At 28.6% G+C, this 17,309-nt stretch carries 17 protein-coding genes, 1 tRNA gene and 1 other RNA gene; 4 read left to right on the top strand and 15 right to left on the bottom strand.

Going from position 1 to position 17,309, the window contains the following annotated elements; all coding sequences use genetic code 11:
* Positions 1 to 159: 159 nt before the first annotated feature.
* Complete coding sequence (gene glsA / locus ACZ5TJ_RS01480; RefSeq protein ID WP_464202249.1) at positions 160 to 1,086, top strand: glutaminase A; 927 nt, start codon at positions 160 to 162, stop codon at positions 1,084 to 1,086.
* A 52-nt stretch (positions 1,087 to 1,138) separates the two neighbouring features.
* Here the strand turns inward: glsA and ACZ5TJ_RS01475 are convergent, their stop codons facing one another.
* The 8 genes from ACZ5TJ_RS01475 to dnaX form a co-directional block, all read right to left on the bottom strand.
* On the bottom strand, positions 1,139 to 2,404 hold the full coding sequence (locus tag ACZ5TJ_RS01475; RefSeq protein WP_464200838.1) for an ABC transporter permease: 1,266 nt from the start codon (positions 2,402 to 2,404) through the stop codon (positions 1,139 to 1,141).
* The gene (locus ACZ5TJ_RS01470) at positions 2,404 to 3,318 is read right to left on the bottom strand and encodes an ABC transporter ATP-binding protein (RefSeq protein ID WP_464200837.1); all 915 of its coding nucleotides are present in this window, start codon (positions 3,316 to 3,318) and stop codon (positions 2,404 to 2,406) included. Before ACZ5TJ_RS01470 ends, ACZ5TJ_RS01475 begins: the two co-directional genes overlap by 1 nt.
* Before the next feature lie 214 nt (positions 3,319 to 3,532).
* A complete protein-coding gene (locus tag ACZ5TJ_RS01465; RefSeq protein ID WP_464200836.1) occupies positions 3,533 to 5,020 on the bottom strand; it encodes a phosphohexomutase domain-containing protein in 1,488 nt (495 codons plus the stop codon).
* 261 nt (positions 5,021 to 5,281) lie between these two features.
* Complete coding sequence (locus ACZ5TJ_RS01460; protein WP_045724538.1) at positions 5,282 to 5,530, bottom strand: pro-sigmaK processing inhibitor BofA family protein; 249 nt, start codon at positions 5,528 to 5,530, stop codon at positions 5,282 to 5,284.
* Positions 5,531 to 5,542: 12 nt separating this feature from the next.
* A complete protein-coding gene (locus tag ACZ5TJ_RS01455; RefSeq protein WP_464200835.1) occupies positions 5,543 to 5,821 on the bottom strand; it encodes a DUF2508 family protein in 279 nt (92 codons plus the stop codon).
* 196 nt (positions 5,822 to 6,017) lie between these two features.
* The gene (gene recR / locus ACZ5TJ_RS01450; RefSeq protein WP_464200834.1) at positions 6,018 to 6,614 is read right to left on the bottom strand and encodes a recombination mediator RecR; all 597 of its coding nucleotides are present in this window, start codon (positions 6,612 to 6,614) and stop codon (positions 6,018 to 6,020) included.
* A gap of 158 nt (positions 6,615 to 6,772) precedes the next feature.
* A complete protein-coding gene (locus ACZ5TJ_RS01445; protein ID WP_039312080.1) occupies positions 6,773 to 7,111 on the bottom strand; it encodes a YbaB/EbfC family nucleoid-associated protein in 339 nt (112 codons plus the stop codon).
* Positions 7,112 to 7,260: 149 nt separating this feature from the next.
* Positions 7,261 to 8,901: a DNA polymerase III subunit gamma/tau gene (dnaX, locus tag ACZ5TJ_RS01440; RefSeq protein WP_464200833.1), complete on the bottom strand. Its 1,641-nt coding sequence runs from the start codon at positions 8,899 to 8,901 to the stop codon at positions 7,261 to 7,263.
* 234 nt (positions 8,902 to 9,135) lie between these two features.
* Here dnaX and ACZ5TJ_RS01435 point away from each other — a divergent pair, with 234 nt between their 5' ends.
* The 3 genes from ACZ5TJ_RS01435 (at position 9,136) to ACZ5TJ_RS01425 (ending at position 11,142) form a co-directional block, all read left to right on the top strand.
* Entirely contained in the window at positions 9,136 to 9,753 is a 618-nt protein-coding gene (locus tag ACZ5TJ_RS01435; RefSeq protein ID WP_464200832.1) for a hypothetical protein, read from the top strand.
* A gap of 106 nt (positions 9,754 to 9,859) precedes the next feature.
* Positions 9,860 to 10,651: a thymidylate synthase gene (locus tag ACZ5TJ_RS01430; RefSeq protein ID WP_464200831.1), complete on the top strand. Its 792-nt coding sequence runs from the start codon at positions 9,860 to 9,862 to the stop codon at positions 10,649 to 10,651.
* Positions 10,651 to 11,142, top strand: coding sequence for a dihydrofolate reductase (locus ACZ5TJ_RS01425; protein ID WP_464200830.1), 492 nt, complete (start codon positions 10,651 to 10,653; stop codon positions 11,140 to 11,142). Before ACZ5TJ_RS01430 ends, ACZ5TJ_RS01425 begins: the two co-directional genes overlap by 1 nt.
* Before the next feature lie 215 nt (positions 11,143 to 11,357).
* Here ACZ5TJ_RS01425 and ffs read toward each other — a convergent pair.
* The 7 genes from ffs to ACZ5TJ_RS01390 all read right to left on the bottom strand — a co-directional run bounded on the left by ffs (position 11,358) and on the right by ACZ5TJ_RS01390 (position 17,257).
* Positions 11,358 to 11,622: signal recognition particle sRNA large type (gene ffs / locus ACZ5TJ_RS01420), an RNA gene on the bottom strand.
* Positions 11,623 to 11,624: 2 nt separating this feature from the next.
* Positions 11,625 to 11,714: transfer RNA gene (locus tag ACZ5TJ_RS01415), tRNA-Ser, on the bottom strand.
* A 156-nt stretch (positions 11,715 to 11,870) separates the two neighbouring features.
* Positions 11,871 to 12,653, bottom strand: a complete 783-nt coding sequence (gene lgt / locus ACZ5TJ_RS01410; protein ID WP_464202248.1) for a prolipoprotein diacylglyceryl transferase — start codon at positions 12,651 to 12,653, stop codon at positions 11,871 to 11,873.
* A complete protein-coding gene (locus ACZ5TJ_RS01405) occupies positions 12,646 to 13,125 on the bottom strand; it encodes a nucleoside deaminase (RefSeq protein ID WP_464200829.1) in 480 nt (159 codons plus the stop codon). Before ACZ5TJ_RS01405 ends, lgt begins: the two co-directional genes overlap by 8 nt.
* A gap of 53 nt (positions 13,126 to 13,178) precedes the next feature.
* Complete coding sequence (locus ACZ5TJ_RS01400; RefSeq protein WP_464200827.1) at positions 13,179 to 14,429, bottom strand: HlyC/CorC family transporter; 1,251 nt, start codon at positions 14,427 to 14,429, stop codon at positions 13,179 to 13,181.
* A 134-nt stretch (positions 14,430 to 14,563) separates the two neighbouring features.
* Positions 14,564 to 15,751, bottom strand: a complete 1,188-nt coding sequence (locus tag ACZ5TJ_RS01395; protein ID WP_464200825.1) for an alginate O-acetyltransferase AlgX-related protein — start codon at positions 15,749 to 15,751, stop codon at positions 14,564 to 14,566.
* A gap of 12 nt (positions 15,752 to 15,763) precedes the next feature.
* A complete protein-coding gene (locus ACZ5TJ_RS01390; RefSeq protein ID WP_464200824.1) occupies positions 15,764 to 17,257 on the bottom strand; it encodes an MBOAT family O-acyltransferase in 1,494 nt (497 codons plus the stop codon).
* Positions 17,258 to 17,309: the final 52 nt, after the last annotated feature.

The raw sequence follows: 17,309 nt of genomic DNA, 5'->3' as shown, positions 1-17,309 counted from the left end.
AATGCACTTTTCATTTAAATTTTTCATTCTTATTATTTTTACAAATATATGCAGATATTCATAAATAGTTTGTTGAATAGTAAAATTTAAAGTGCTATGCTTTGGGCAAACACTTAAATATGCAAATATACAAAATAATGGCACGAGGTGATTTTTGTGATTAGTAATAGCGAATTAGAAATTTTAGTAGAAAAGAATAAAAAGTATATTAAAGATGGCCATGTGGCAACATATATTCCTGGACTCGCAACAGTGGATTCTAATCAATTAGGTGTTGCAATTTATGACTTAAATAGTAATAAAGAGCTCTTTGCAGGTGATTATGATAAAAGATTTGCTATAGAAAGTATTTCTAAAGTCCCTACTCTTATTCTTGCAACCTTAGATAATGGTTTAGATGAAGTGTTTGAAAAAATAGGCACAGAACCTACAGGTTTTCCTTTTAATTCAATTATGAATATGCAGATAAATCGTAGTAAAAAACCAACAAATCCATTTGTAAATGCTGGCGCTATAGCTACAACTTCATTAGTTAAAGGTAAAGATACAGAAGAACGCTCTGCTAGAATTTTAGATTTCTTTAAAAAGATTATGGGTGATGATGGCGTAAAACTAAATACAGAAATTTATTTATCCGAAAAAAGAACCGGTGATATTAATAGATCTCTTGCTTATTACATGAAAGGTAACGGTATGTTAGATGGGGATGTTCCAGACATACTAGACACATACTTTAGACAATGCTCTATGGAAGTAACAGCTATTGGACTTGCTAGAATGGGTGCTGTCCTTGCAAATGAAGGGGTCTGCCCTTGGAATAATGAAAGATTATTCCCTGTAAAAACAGCAACAGTTGTTAAATCATTAATGGTTACTTGTGGACTTTATGATGAATCTGGTGCATTCTCAGTTCATATTGGTATACCTTCAAAGAGTGGTGTAGGTGGAGGAATTCTTTCATCTGTTCCTAATAGGTGTGGAGTTGGATTATTTAGTCCTAACCTTGATAAGCAGGGTAATAGTGTAGCTAGTATGAAACTACTTAAAGATATTTCTGATAAATTAAACTTAGATATATTTAGATAATAATTTATATAAAAAATATTCCACTTATCTTTTGATAAGTGGAATTTATTTTTTATGCTAACATATCTCTCTTTGTAAATACAAAGTGAGCAATTATATATGAAATTATTATAGTTCCAATCATAAGTCCTATTCCAAGTTGCAAGCTAAAGTTAACATTATTATGATACATGAATGCTATATCTCCCGCAAGTACTGATGGTGTATTACCATAGCTTAAAAAACTTAAGTGTGCATATTCAGCAATCTTTGAACTTGCTGCTGGTAACATTACAGCTGCAACGGAAACTATAACAGATACTGCCATTGTTATCATACTACTTTTAAATAATGAAGATATCATAAATATAAATGCACAACATGCAATTATAAATAATATTTGAAGTAAGAATCCTTTAAGTACTAAATCTCCCATAGTAGTTTGATATCCTGAACCTGCAACTAACTCTAGTTGTTTATGTCCTTCTTTAATTAGAACTTCTTGATTTATAATATATTTTTGTCCTAAAGTAACTGGCATCTTAACTGCATCAAATCCTGTAAATGCTCCAACTATTCCAAAGGCAGCTAACTCAACACCACATATCATTGATACTACTGTAAGTACTATTGCAATAAACTTAGAAAGTAGAACCTTTGCTCTTGATACCGGTTGAACTAATAAGAATTTAACTGTAGCTGGAGTACATTCTCCTGATATAATATCACTCATAAATACTGCAATACCTGCAACTAATATTCCCATACCTAGTATCATCATAATTTGAACTGCAATATTGCTTGGGAAGAACTCCCAACTATCTATTGGTTCAATATTATTGTCTAAATAATATTGATTTTTTGAAATTTGTTCTTCTAAACTTTTTATAATATCCTTATTTTCGTTACTTTTAATTGATTCCGCTTCCTTAATTTGTGCTTTTAAATCAGTTATTTCAGATTTAACTTCCTCTCTCCAATCAACATTTTCTGGTGATTCAATTTTCTTTTCTTGAATTTTTATTTGTGCTTCTAATTCTTTAATTCTTTGTTTATCATAATTAATTTGTTCTTTAATATTATTTGTAGTTTCTTTATCTAATCTACCACTTTTAATCTCTGACTCTGAATTATTAATACTTTCATTAATCCAACCTATTTCACGATTCATATTTTCAATTTGGCCTTGTGGAGAGTTCCAGTGTTCCATTTGGTTTGCACTTACTTTTCCCATACATATAAATCCAATTATTGCAACAGTAAATAGACCAAATACTATCCATGTCTTAGATCTTCTTGATATTTTTATAAGTTCATTTTTTACTAAAGTAAATAACATTATCTTATACCCCCTTCCACAAGTTCCATATATCTTTGTTCTAATCCTTCTCTATTTCTATAAATCTCTTCTACTAATACATCCGATTTTACTAAGGCTTTCACAAGTTCTGGAGTTGTTCCTGATTGGACTACTATATTTATTCCTGCTTCGTTTATTTCTGATGTAAGTACAAATGGTTGATTTCTTAATATATCTATAACTTTTTCTTTATTACTTGAAGTAACTAAAGTTAAACTTTCTTTTTCTGTTCCAGTTACTGCATCATTCATATCTTCTACAGCTTTAATAACACCATTATTTATAAAAGCAACTCTATCACAAAGTTGTTGAACTTCACTTAATATATGTGAAGATACAAATACAGCCATTCCTCTTTCTTTAGCTGCTTGTTTAACTATTTTTCTAAAATCTATAATTCCTGATGGATCAAGTCCATTTGTTGGTTCATCTAGTATAAGTAGTTTTGGATTTCCTATAAGTGCTGCTGCAAGCCCAAGTCTTTGCTTCATTCCTAAGGAATATTTCTTGACTTTATCGTTTATTCTAGCTTCTAATCCAACTAACTTTATAAGGTCTTGAACCTCTTCTTTAGATACTCCTCTTATTCTAGCAATTTGCATAAGATTTTCTCTTCCTGAAAGATATTTATAAAGTTCTGGATTTTCAACAACTGCTCCAACATCTTTTAAAGCTTTTTCCTTATTATTTTTAAGATTTTCTCCGCATATTTTTACTTCCCCAGCAGTAGGAAGTATAAGTCCTACAAGCATTCTTATTGTAGTTGTCTTACCTGCACCATTTGGACCTAAGAAACCGTATATTTCCCCTTCTTTAACCGAGAAGTTTAAATCTTTTATTATTTCTCTTTTACCAATAACCTTTTTAAGTCCTTTGACTTCTAAAACATTCATTGTTTACCCCTCCAATATTTTCTATATTTTAATGATAACTGCAAAATCTTAATTTTAAATTGTACTATTTCTTATTAATTTCTTAACAAATTCTTAATATCAGTATCATATTTAGGTAAATAAGAAAAAACGTGATATTAATTTTAAGATATTTAAAATTAATATCACGTTTTTATTATGTGAAAAGCTAAAAACTAAACTAGTTAAGTTTTATCTAAAATTGTAATTTGTAGTTTGCTAAAAATTGTTTAATAAACTCTTCTATATTTTTTACTCCATCTTTTACATCTGACTGTATATTAAGAGCAAGTAAAGGTTCATGTAATGATAATCTAAGTAAAAACCATCCATTATGCTTTTGAGAATCGCATATTACCCTAACCCCTTCATAATTTTTCTCTGGTAATTTAAATTCATCGCTATTCTTTATACATTCTTCTAGGTCTTTTAATATTCCCTCTCCAAAATCTCTATAATTTTCTCTATCTATATTTATTCTGTATTCGATACTTTCTAGTGGTTCTTCAAGCTCTTTTATGAGCTCACCTATATCTTGTCCTTTTTCTGCTAACTTCGCAACATAAACTAATATCTTTGATACTAAAAATGCACCATCATCTAAGAAATAATTTTCTTTTATAGCGGCATGTCCAGATGTTTCTATTGCTAAATGACATTCTTCATTCTCTTCATTAAGTCTTATGCCTTCATTGATTACATTTTTATATCCTCTTTTAAATCTATGATGCTTTCCGCCTAATTTTTCTATAAATCTACTAAGTCCATCTGTTGTTATTGAATCAGTTACTATTGATGAACTTGGATATTCGTTAAGAATTATAACTGATATTAATGCAATAAGAGCATCCTTATTAATAGGATTACCATACTTATCAACTATAGCAGCCCTATCTACATCTGTATCAAATATTATTCCAAGATCACTTTTATTTTTAATTACAGCCTTACAGATTGACTCTATTGCTTCTTTATTTTCTGGATTTGGAATATGATTTGGGAAGTTTCCATCAGGATTTAAAAATTGACTTCCTTTAGTGATTGCTCCAAGTTCTTCTAATACTTTATTTGCAAAAAATCCGCCTGAACCATTACCGGCATCAACAATTATGTTAAGACCTTCTAATGGCTTGTTATAATTTTTTTTACTATCTACTGCTGCTCTTATCTTATCTACTAATATCTTTGAATAGTCATCAATTAATCTTTTAGCTTCTAGTCTACCATCATTACTTTCTTCTAAAGTATTATTAACTGAAAGATTTATTATTTCATCTATATCCTTTTTGTCCACTCCGCCATCTTTAGTGAAAAATTTCAAGCCATTATAATAATAAGGTAAATGACTTGCTGTTATCATTATAGCCCCATCACAATTATAATCTTCCATAACAGTTGTCATAAACATCGCTGGAGTTGTTGCCATTTTGCAATCGTATACTTTAGCTCCATAAGCTAATAAAGTGTTTATTACTTCTTTTTTAAAGTCTTCTCCAGATAATCTTGAATCACATCCAACAGCCACTTTTAACTTCTTCTCTTTTTTATTATTTTGTAGCCATTCATAAAAACCTTTAGATATAAGTCTAACTTCATTTACAGTAAGATTTACAGGTCTTTCTTTATTATCTAAAGATACTCCTCTTATATCTGTTCCATTTTTAAGTTCATGTAATCTTTCCATTATTCGCTCCTTACTAGAGAGGGTCATGTTATTATTTATATAATATATGACCCCTCATTCCTCTTTTGTTACTCCTATCCCCAGAAAACCTTTTCAGAAAGGTGATAAATAAGAGTTAACCCTATACATAATTAATATATAACATTTTGTAAATGTTTTCTACTATTATTTAAATAATATTTAATAATAAATAAAAAAGAAAGATAGTTATCATTAACTATCTTTCTTTTTACTCATTTTTCACCGCTCATCTTTAAGCTATTAAAAGAATAATTGGAATATTATAAGTATTACAATTCCAGGTATACCAAGTATACCTGCTATTAAAGCATTTATTATATTTATTGGTATAGAAAAATCAAAGTATACTCCTACCATATTTACTAAGTACAGCATTACTACTCCAAGTATTCCATTTAATAATAATTTTATTGGCCATTTTAATAGCTTAATAATTACATACAGAATAACTAGTCCAATTATTCCATATATAAGTAAGTTCATATCCATAATACACCTCATCTATTCAGCAAACTTAATATTTTTCGATAAAATATAGTTTCTGTTTACTGTAATTCCTCTTTGTTTTGCTAAAGTCATTAAGTGAGAGTATCTTTTTCTTGCTGCTTCTTCTGCATATATTGCAGCTTCAATCAATAATGGATCATCTACACTATCAAAGACACTTTTAGCTGCCTGAATTTCTAATTTAGTCTCATCTATAGCTTTTAATATTCTTGCATTTTCATGATCCCCATTTAAGACACTCTTAATGTAATCCACTAAAATATCCTTACTCATACATAGCCCCCCAAATATATTACTCTTACTATAAGTCTATCCAAAAGTACAAGCTAGTATACGAATTTTAGGAAATTTTTAGGAACATATTTTTAATAACTTCATAACCTATTATTATAAGAAGCTTTTCACTCATTCTCAAACAAAACTTCTAACTCCCATCTATATTGGAGACTCATTTATTTGAGTCTCTTTTTTATATTTGAGTTCTTCCTTCTAACGCTTTTGAAAGTGTTACTTCATCTGCATATTCTAAGTCTCCTCCAACTGGAATACCTGCAGCTATTCTAGTTACCTTAACATCTAGAGGCTTAAGAATCTTTGCAATATACATTGCTGTTGCTTCTCCTTCTATATTAGGATTTGTTGCTATTATTACTTCTTTAATCTCTTCTTTCATTCTTGCAACTAATTCTCTAATTTTAATATCTTGAGGTCCTCTTCCTTGCATTGGAGAAAGATTACCATGAAGTACATGATAAAGTCCATTATATTCTTTTACCTTTTCCATTGTCATTATATCCTTTGGCTGTTCTACTACACAAATAGTACTCTTATCTCTACTTGGATTAGAACATATTGCACATGGATCTGAATCTGTGAAGTTTCCACATACTGAACAATATTTTATTGTTCCTCTAGCTTTAACTAGAGCGTCTGCAAATTCTTTAACCTCATCTTCTGGTAAATTTAATATATGAAGTGTTAATCTTTGAGCTGTCTTTTGACCTACACTTGGTAATTTTGCGAATTCTTCTATAAGTTTTTCTATTGCAACTGGATAAAATTCCATCACTTCTCTCCCTTTCAAACATATAATTCTATATTTAAATATTTAATTGTAGTCTTTAGTTTAATACAATTATTTCAAATTATCAATTATTATAATCTTAATTTTAAATAATAAAAGAGTCAGTTTAAAACCGACTCTTAAAATCTAAATTTAACTTATTAGAATAGTCCTGGTATGTTCATTCCACCAGTTACTTTACCCATTTGGTTTGCAGTTTCTTGTTCTGCTTTTCTTAATGCTTCATTTACAGCACTTAATACTAAGTCCTCTAACATTTCAACATCATCTTCATCTACTACTTCTGGTTTTATGTTAATAGCTAATATATCTTTTTTACCATTTGCAGTTACAGTTACAGCTCCGCCTCCAACTGATGCTACAAATTCTTTTTCTTCAAGCTCTTTTTGCATTTGCTCCATTTGCTTTTGCATTTTTTGTGCTTGTTTCATTAAATTATTCATTCCTCCCATACCGCCTGGGAATCCGCCTCTTGCCATATATATTTCCTCCTTAATAATAAAATCTAATTTTAATTATATAGCATTTTTTATGACTTTACTATACATAACATATTAGTATTTAATTATCTATACTTATTTTATAATTTATGCTTTATCTAAAATAATGTACCTTAATTTATAACCTATTATTCATCAATTATCTCTAAAAATTCGTCACCTATCATCTCACTTAACATTTCTTCTGTAGGCTTATTTTCATGAGATCCTTCTAGAACTGTAAATTTTACTCTTACATTATTTCTTAAAACTTCTGAGAAAACTTCATTTACTAACTTATTGTTTTCTGGCTTTTCAAGCCTATTTTTATTAAATGAGTATTCATCAGTATATTGAACATTTATTACTCCATTTTTACACTCTACAGGTTTTCCTGTTGTAATTGAAGCGTATAGTATCATAGCTCTTCTATTTTTAAATTCTTCTAATATATCTTTCCAAGCTGATTTTACTATTTGTAATGTTACGTCACTTGAAAGATTTAAGTCAGCCTCTATTTTGTTCATAGCTTCCTCTGGAGTAGTTTGACTACTTTGCATTGGCTTTTTTAAAGTATTTGCACCTTGTAGATTTGCACTTGCATCTCTACTTTGTGCATTTTTGACTACTTGAATCTTTCCAGCCTTTATAGCTGATTCTAATCTATTTAATCTACCAAGTATTACTTCATTTGATGTATCATACTCTATTTTGCAAATCTTTATTATTGCAAGCTCTAAATATAATCTTGCTTGTTTTGACATCTTTGCATTATTTTCAGCTTCTTGAAGTATTCTTATACTTCTCATAATCTCTTCTACTCTTATTCTATCGCCTTGTTCTTTTATTAAAGCAATATTTTCAAGAGACATATCAAGAACTTCTTCAGGATTATTAGTAACTTTAATCATTAAAAGATTTCTATAATGAGCTATTAAATCTTTAATAAATAAAAATACATCTTTTCCTGCATAAACTATTTTTTCAATTATAGTCATTGCTTTTTCTATATTTCTCTCTATTGTAGCCTCTGTTAGTTCAAATAAATACTCATTAGTAACAAGTCCAAGCATTGAAACAACTTCATCGTAATCTACATTTCCATCTCCCATTGCAATTGCTTGATCTAATATACTTAATGAATCTCTCATAGCACCATCTGAAACTCTTGCTATAAGATCTAAGCTTTTATCTTCTGCAAATACACCTTTATTTTCAACAATTTTTCTAAGTCTTGCTGTTATTTCTGTATTATTTATTCTTCTAAAATCGAATCTTTGACATCTTGAAAGTATTGTTATAGGAAGTTTTTGCGGATCTGTTGTTGCTAATATAAATATTACATTTGCTGGTGGCTCTTCAAGAGTTTTAAGGAATGCATTTACGGCTCCTGTTGATAACATGTGAACCTCATCCATTATATATACTTTATATTTAGCTTCTTGAGGTGGATATTTAGAATCTTCTATAATATCTCTTATTTTATCAACCCCATTATTTGAAGCAGCATCAAGCTCTGTAACATCTATTGCTAATCCTTCATTTATCTTTTTACACATCTCACATTCATTGCAAGGTTCTCCATCTTTTAAGTCAAGGCAATTTAAAGCCTTTGCAAATACCTTTGCTGTTGATGTCTTTCCTGTTCCTCTAGTACCACAGAAAAGATATGCATGTGCAATTCTTTCGTTTAATATTTGATTTTTAAGTGTTGTTGTTATATGTTCTTGACCTATTACATCTTCAAATGTTTTTGGTCTCCACTCTCTATATAACGCTGTATATGCCAAGGTTTTGTCACCTCTTTTTCTAAAGTTAAATTCTATATTAATTATACAATAAATAAATTAATAAAACTACGTATAAACAGTTATTAGTAATTATGCCCCTTTATTATTGTTTTCAATAATAATATTATATTTTTATGTCAAATAACATAATATTTTTTTAAATTTAGTTTACATCTAATAAAATTAAATAGTTTAATGCTAATATTTTTATATAAAATAATCGAGGTGATTAACATGAAGAAAAAATTGCTTCCTATGCAAAAAAATCATTTAATATATTTTGTAGTAGGAATACTAGTTGCAGTATGTTCAGCTATATTTATTTATTATTCCGTTTCAAATAATTACTTAATAAATTTTAATCCTAAAATATTAAAGAATTTTGCAAAATCACTTGCAACAATAGCTGAAATAGGATTTTTCTTAGCAATTGGTTTATTTCTTCTTAGATTTATAATTAAAAATTTAAATCAAAAAGGAGTAAATATACTAGATAAAGTATTAAATAAAGTTCATATAGATATTCCAAAAGAAGTTCAAAGTGAATTTTTAGAGAACACTATATTAGCAAAGGTTAGAAAAATTTTATTAAACATATCTAAAATTTTTCAAAGATTTCATATAATAATAGCTTTATTAGCTCTTTCAATAATACTACTTCATGCTTATATATTCTTACATTTAGGATTCAAGTGGACAATAGGATATATTTTTGGAGTTTTAGCTGTTCTTGATTTAGCTTTAATGCTTATAACTGGCATTTTTAGAATTTTTAATAAAAGTATCCATGCCCATAAAGCACTTGGGTTAATATTTATAATATTAATGTGTTTACACATAGCGTTAGTTTAAATTTGAACTAACGTTTTTTATTTTTTATAGTTTTTATTTTTTTTAACTACTTAATACTAATAATATGATAAAATAATATGAAATGAAACGAGAGGAGATTTTTTAAATGAGCTTATATGATAATCAATATCTTGACATTGTAGAAAAGATTTTAGAAAATGGATACTATGACCAAAACAGAACTGGAGTGGCTACATATAAACTTCCACATCAAATAATGCAATTTGATTTAGAAAAAGAATTCCCTATTCTTACAACTAAATTTGTGGCTTTTAAAACTGCTGTAAAGGAACTTTTATGGATATATAAGGACCAATCAAACAGCGTTAAAAAATTACAAGAACAAAACGTTAAGATCTGGAATGAATGGATGATGGAAGACGGAACTATCGGAACATCTTATGGATGGGTTGTTAAAAAATTTGATCAATTAGATAAATTAATAGATGCCCTTAAAAATAATCCTCAAGATAGAAGAATGATGATAAATCTATGGCAAATTCCATATCTTGATACAGGTGCCCTTCATCCTTGCTGCTTCTTAACTATGTGGGATGTAACAGATGGAAGATTAAACTGTATGCTTGTTCAACGTTCAGGTGATATTCCACTAGGAGTACCTTTTAATACAAGTCAATATGCTGTACTTGTACATCTTTTAGCACAAGTAACAGGATTAAAGCCTGGATTATTTACTCATGTTATAAATAATGCTCACATTTATGAAAATCAAGTTGAAGGAATGAAACTTCAATTAACTAGAAAAGATGAAGCATATGAAGCTCCAAAACTTTGGATTAATCCTGAGATTAAAGATTTCTATGACTTTACACCAGAGGACATTAAACTTGTAGACTACAAACACCATAAAGCAATCAAAATGGAGGTATCAGTTTAATGTTATCAATTATTGTTGCTACAGCTTCTAATAATGCAATAGGAAAAGATAATAATCTTTTATGGCATATTTCAGAAGATCTTAAAAGATTTAAAGAAATAACTTCAGGGCATAAAATTCTTATGGGAAGAAAAACTTTTGAGTCTCTTCCTGGAATACTACCAAATAGACCTCATATAGTTTTAACTAGAGATACTAACTTTAAAGTAGATTCTGATAAAGTTACTGTACTTCACAACTTAGATGAAGTTATAAATAATTTTAAAGATTCAGATGAAGAAGTATTTATAATTGGTGGCGGAGAAATTTATAATTTACTTATGCCTTATGCAAAGAAGTTATATTTAACAAAAGTTAAAAAGGAATTTGATGCAGATACATATTTTCCACAGATTGATATAAACGAATGGGAAGTTATCCACAAATCTGATGATAAAACTGATGATAAAAGTGGATTAATTTTTGAGTTTATAGATTTTATTAGAAAATAAAATTAAACTACCCTATATTACTAGGGTAGTTTTTTATTTTTATAACAAGAAAAAGAGGGTTCTTTATAAACTTAATAGTCTATAAAGCTCCCTCTCTTTCTTATCCTATTGTTTTGTATCCTATATTGTTAATCCTATTGAAGAGTAACCTAATTTAATTAATTATTTTATTGAATATAATCTATATTTGAATATTCAAAATTTACATTAAAAAACCGTGCACCCCGCTTCGACAGTAGTTTATATGCGTTACCTATGCAGTTAGCTCAGGCCAGATTGATCCACGGCACACGGAAGGAACCACTTATTGCTGCTTCCTTCCGGATCTGACAAGGTTCATGGGCTCCCGTTGCGTGGGACCCAGCCATCAACACCACTTACATAGGGCAGGCCATACAAACTAAAGCCTCCCCGAGGAATTCGATCCTGCTGTAGCGGATTGCAGGTTACAGGGCACCGCTAACTCCCCATCTAGCACGGTCTGGCGGAGAGAGTGGGATTTGAACCCACGGTAGAGTTTCCCCTACACACGCGTTCCAGGCGTGCTCCTTCGACCACTCGGACATCTCTCCATAAAAGTGTTAAATTTATTAAAGCTAAATAGCTTATTTGTTTAAGATTAATATACAATTCACATCTTAAACTGTGAATTCTCTATTAATACTTTCTCATTCTAACACAAATATTATTTTAGTTCAATAGTTAAGTGAACTATTCATTTCACTTACTTAGTTATGAATATTTTCCCTTTTTCTTTTTAAAATACAAATTATAAATATAACTCCTAAAATCATTAATCCTAACGATATAAGCTCTGCTACTCTAAAGCCCATAAACATTAAACTATCAGTTCTAAGTCCTTCTATAAAAAATCTTCCTAGAGAATAAAGTATCATGTAAGAACTAATTACAATACCTTCATATCCTTTTTTAAGCTTATTTAATATTATAACTAATACAATACAAACTAATACATCCCAAATAGATTCATATAAAAATGTTGGATGATAATATTGTCCATTTATATGCATTCCATTTTGAATAAAATTAGGAAACTTTGATATAAATTCATAAGATACTATGCCTCCATGCGCTTCACTATTCATAAAATTTCCCCATCTTCCCATTGCCTGAGCAAGTATTATTGATGGTGCAACTAAATCCGCATAAGTTAAGAAGTTTATCTTTTTTATTCTTGTATATATGTATGCCGCTAGAAAAGCTCCTATAAGCCCTCCATGTATAGCAAGCCCACCTTGTCTTATATTAAATATATCAACTAAATTATCTTTATAATTATTCCACTCAAATATAACATAATATGCTCTTGCTCCAACAATAGCCCAAGGAAAGCAAACCAAAAATAAATCAATTAATGTATCAAAATTTAGATTTTTTCTTTTTGCATTAAAATACGCAAGTATAAATGCCAATATAACTCCAATTCCAATTAGAATTCCATACCACATAACTTCAAATCCAAAAACTTCAAATGCAACTGGATTATTCATCATACCCCTCCCCTTTCTTCTTTAGAAGTTTATTTTCTTTTCTACGATTTTTAAAAAAATTTGTTATTATATCACTACATTCTTTATTATAAAGCCAGTTAATATTTAAATATGAATTTAAATATCTATTATTTACCAAATCAACAATAGAACCACAGGCCCCCATATCCCGATTGAAAGTTCCTATATGTAATTTTGATATCCTGCTTTGCATTATTGCTCCAGCGCACATAGGACAAGGCTCTAAAGTTACATACATTTCACAACCTGTAAGTCTCCAATCACCAGTATTTCTGCAAGCCTCTTCTATTGCTATTATTTCTGCATGTGAAATTACACTTTTATTATTTTCCTTTAAGTTATGTCCTCTGCCAACTACTTTATCATCTTTAACAATTATTGCTCCAACAGGAATTTCACCAAGTTCTAGCGCTTTATAACCTTCTTTAATTGCTAATTCTATATATTCCAAAAAAAATCACCACGCTATGATTATGTTAAAAAAGGACAGTTTATCTGTCCTTTTTAAGTATATATCCTTACTTTCATAATTCTATTTTTTTCAACTTCTTCTACAACAAATCTTATTTTACCTATTGTAACTTCTTCTTGCGCTTCAGGAATTCTTCCAAGTTCTCCTATAACAAGACCACCAACAGAATCAAATTCTTCTGATTCCATATTAACCCCTATAAGATCACTTATATCGTCGAGTCTAGCACTTCCTTCTACTATATATTCATCTTCTTTAATTACTTCAATCATTTCTCTTTCTTTATCATATTCATCTTCAATATCTCCAACAATTTCCTCAACAACGTCTTCAATTGTTACGATACCAACAGTTCCACCATATTCATCAAGTACAACTGCCATATGATTTCTTGATTTTTTCATTTCATTAAATAATTCTGTTATTTTCTTAAATTCAAAGGTATATAAAGGTTCTCTCATATAATCAGTAACTTTAAATTTACAATCTCTTTTGTCAGCTATTATAAGATCTTTTACATTAAGTACACCAACTATATCATCTATAGTATCATCATATACTGGAATTCTTGAGAATTGATCTTCTTTTATTACTTTAAGTATATCCTCATATCCATCATTAACATCAATAGCAGTTACATCTACTCTTTGAACCATTACATCTTTAACTTGAAGATCTGCAAAGTCGAATACATTAAATATCATTTCCTTCTCAACATCTTCAAGTACACCTTCTTCTTCACTAACGCCAACCATTGTCTTAAGCTCTTCCTCTGTAATAAATGGTTCTGTTGCTTTTGGATCTCCTCCAAATAATCTAATAAATACTGATGAAATAGCAGTAAACATTGCAACGAATGGCTTAAATATAGCTACGCAGAATTGTATTGGTTTGCTTACTTTAAGAGCAACTTGCTCTGATTTTTGCTTTGCTATAGATTTTGGAGTAATTTCTCCAAAAATAAGTACAAGTACAGTCATAATTGCAGTGGCTACTGCTACAGCACTTTCACTACCGTTAAATATTTTTACGGCTAATGATGTTGCAATTGCTGATGCACCTATATTAACTATATTATTACCTATTAAAATAGCTCCTAAAAGCCTATTTGGATCTTCAATTAACTTTTCTACCAATTTAGATCCTTTTACACCCTCTTCAACCATATGTCTTATTCTTATCTTGCTTAGAGACATAAGAGCTGTCTCTGACATTGAAAAAAATCCAGACAATACAAGTAAAATTACTAATAGAATAATTTGCCCCGTATAACTAGAGTCCAAAAATTATCACTCTCCCATAAATTGTAATTTTATAAATATATTATTTTCAATTATATCATATACAAAAAAAATTATATATATTCTTTTATATAAAAAGGAGCAATAATAATTTGCTCCACTTTTATAAATAAACACTATTTAAAATCAAAAGTTTTCATATTTGATAAAGATCCTGGATAATACATCATTATAACTATATCAGGATTATAATTTTTTATATAATCGTACTCCTTACCATTATAATATCTAAGATCGAGCACTCTAGTTTCTTTAGCACTTAAACTTAAATATGATGCAACAGGAAGCACAAAAGAGTCCTTTAATATAAGTATTTTTTTATTGTTATTTACTTTATTATTTATTATTCTAAATTCATTATCTCCACCTAAATAAGATGCATATTTATTTTCATAAATATCTCCCTTTAATAAAGATTTTTCTATTATGGTATTTTCAAAGTTTCCTTTTTTTGTTTTCATAACTTTACTGTCATTATTATATTTTGTAACTGTAAGGTTTGTATCAAATTTTGGTATATACATATTAAAATCATCAACTTCTGTATAATACTTACCAACTCTTTTTCCTTGACTTCCTACAAAACTTTTATTGTAATTAATCTCTTTATAATTATTTATATCCCTATTTATATTATCTTTATCTAAACTCATTCCATAGTCTGAATTAAGCTTGTTTATTAGTTCCCCTGTAGCCCAAAATCCAGTTTCAGGCTTCCAATGATGATCTGTTTTAAAGAATGCATCTTTATAATCTATATTATCTTTTTTCATTTCTTCTCTTAAATCTAATGTATTTATATTATTTTCTCTTAAGTTTTTTAAAAAGTTGTCTGCTACCTCATTTGAATAATCATCAACCCCAGTTGGTAATTGACCTACTTCTCCAGTAGCCTTAAATGGTGATTGTACATACATAAAATCAATATTATTTTTCTTAGTAAAATCTCTAAGTTTAATAATACTTTCCGTTTGCTTTGTTAAATCTATAGGATTACTAGTTAAGTTAAAGTGTAGATAGTTATTTTTATCTTTAACAACTGTACGCCATGATTCAACATCTTCTACTACTTTTTTATTCATAGCTCTTTGAACTAATCCATTGAATTCTATAAATTTCATCTTATTATATAAATTTTCATTTAATATATTATCAACATCAGAAATAGCCTTTTTCATATTATTATTGGATATTTTTAAATCTTTTTCATTATAAATATTTTTAAACGTTCCTACAGTAATAACACCTACTATAGTCAAAAATGCCACTGCCATTATTTTATTTCTTCTGTTTACACCACTCATAATCATTTCTCCTTAAAAATTAAAATATATAAATGGATTATATGCACCTTTAATTATGAAAGACATCGTAATTAAAAATACTCCTATATATAAAGCAACGTATCCAAAGTCATAACATATTTCTAAAATTCTATATCCTTTATTTATTTCTCTTTTATCCATTAAATCTTTATATTTTTTCTTTAAATATTCTACAATTGGCATACTAAATATTATTGAACATATTAAAAATACAATATTTTCATTTACATAAAGTATTGTTAAGTTATCCATTAAACTATTTCCATTAAGCCCAAGCATAGATTTAATATATTTAGCCGCATACCCTATAGTATCTGATCTAAATAAAACCCATCCAAATACTGCAACTAATACTGCATAAGTATGTTTAAATGCTAATATAGGTATACTGTCTTTTTTATTCTTATCTTTACCCTTTTTCTTATTTCTAATATCTATAACTTTTTCTATTGCAATAAAAATAAAGAAATACATTCCCCATGACATAAATGTCCAATTAGCACCATGCCAGAATCCTGTTAAGAACCATACTACAGAAAGATTAAATATAGTTCTTTTTATGCCTTTTCTACTTCCACCTAAAGGAAAATACACATAATCCCTAAACCAGCTTCCAAGTGAAATATGCCATCTTCTCCAAAATTCTGAGACAGATTTTGATATGTAAGGATAATTAAAGTTCTCTAAAAAGTGGAATCCAAACATTTTTCCAAGTCCTATCGCCATATCTGAGTATCCTGAGAAATCAAAAAATATCTGTAATGAGTAACATATAGCACCAAGCCAGGCAAATGATACAGATATCTCATCAGGTTGAACGGAAAAAGCTCTATCTGCAATTAAAGCAAGATTATTTGATAAAAGTACCTTTTTTGAAAGTCCAATTATAAAACGCCTAACCCCTTCGCTAAAATCATTGAAATTTTCATGCCTTTTATTAATTTGTTCTGCAACAGTTTTATACCTAACAATAGGTCCTGCAATAAGCTGAGGAAATAATGCAATATAAAGCCCTACATTCACAGGATTTTTTTGAGCTCTTATTACATCTCCGTCTGAATCAGTTCTTCTATAAACATCTATAACATAAGATATTGCTTGGAATGTAAAGAATGAAATTCCTATAGGAAGTGGAATCTTTGGAACATATAAATTTAAATTAAATATTTCATTTACATTGGTTACAAAAAATCCTATATATTTAAATACAAATAAAATTCCAAGATTAAAAATAAGCATAATAACAATTAATATTTTACTTGTCTGCTTATTATAATTATACTTTTCAACTAACATACCAAATATATAATTAAGTATTATGGATGAAAGCATTATTAGTACGAATACCGGTTCTCCCCACGCATAAAACAATATACTAGCTAAAAATAGAAATAAATTTCTAATTTTTCTATTTGGAATTAAATAATAGAATATTAAGCATATTGGCAAAAAACCAAATACAAATATCGAACTACTAAATAGCATATTAACCCTCCCATTTATTTCAAAAGTCATACACATTTTAACACTTTATTCA

It is taken from the genome of Clostridium budayi, from assembly GCF_055396605.1.
The sequence above is the reverse complement of the archived record's forward strand: the minus strand, read 5'-3'. Positions and strand labels throughout refer to the sequence as shown.

Coding starts and splice junctions, on each gene's coding strand:
- ACZ5TJ_RS01475 (WP_464200838.1), bottom strand. CDS start 2,404: ATGTTATTTACTTTAGTAAAAAATGAACTTATAAAAATATCAAGAAGA.
- ACZ5TJ_RS01470 (WP_464200837.1), bottom strand. CDS start 3,318: ATGAATGTTTTAGAAGTCAAAGGACTTAAAAAGGTTATTGGTAAAAGA.
- ACZ5TJ_RS01465 (WP_464200836.1), bottom strand. CDS start 5,020: ATGGAAAGATTACATGAACTTAAAAATGGAACAGATATAAGAGGAGTA.
- ACZ5TJ_RS01460 (WP_045724538.1), bottom strand. CDS start 5,530: ATGGATATGAACTTACTTATATATGGAATAATTGGACTAGTTATTCTG.
- ACZ5TJ_RS01455 (WP_464200835.1), bottom strand. CDS start 5,821: ATGAGTAAGGATATTTTAGTGGATTACATTAAGAGTGTCTTAAATGGG.
- recR (WP_464200834.1), bottom strand. CDS start 6,614: ATGGAATTTTATCCAGTTGCAATAGAAAAACTTATAGAAGAATTCGCA.
- ACZ5TJ_RS01445 (WP_039312080.1), bottom strand. CDS start 7,111: ATGGCAAGAGGCGGATTCCCAGGCGGTATGGGAGGAATGAATAATTTA.
- ACZ5TJ_RS01435 (WP_464200832.1), top strand. CDS start 9,136: ATGAAGAAAAAATTGCTTCCTATGCAAAAAAATCATTTAATATATTTT.
- ACZ5TJ_RS01430 (WP_464200831.1), top strand. CDS start 9,860: ATGAGCTTATATGATAATCAATATCTTGACATTGTAGAAAAGATTTTA.
- ACZ5TJ_RS01425 (WP_464200830.1), top strand. CDS start 10,651: ATGTTATCAATTATTGTTGCTACAGCTTCTAATAATGCAATAGGAAAA.
- lgt (WP_464202248.1), bottom strand. CDS start 12,653: ATGAATAATCCAGTTGCATTTGAAGTTTTTGGATTTGAAGTTATGTGG.
- ACZ5TJ_RS01395 (WP_464200825.1), bottom strand. CDS start 15,751: ATGAGTGGTGTAAACAGAAGAAATAAAATAATGGCAGTGGCATTTTTG.
- ACZ5TJ_RS01390 (WP_464200824.1), bottom strand. CDS start 17,257: ATGCTATTTAGTAGTTCGATATTTGTATTTGGTTTTTTGCCAATATGC.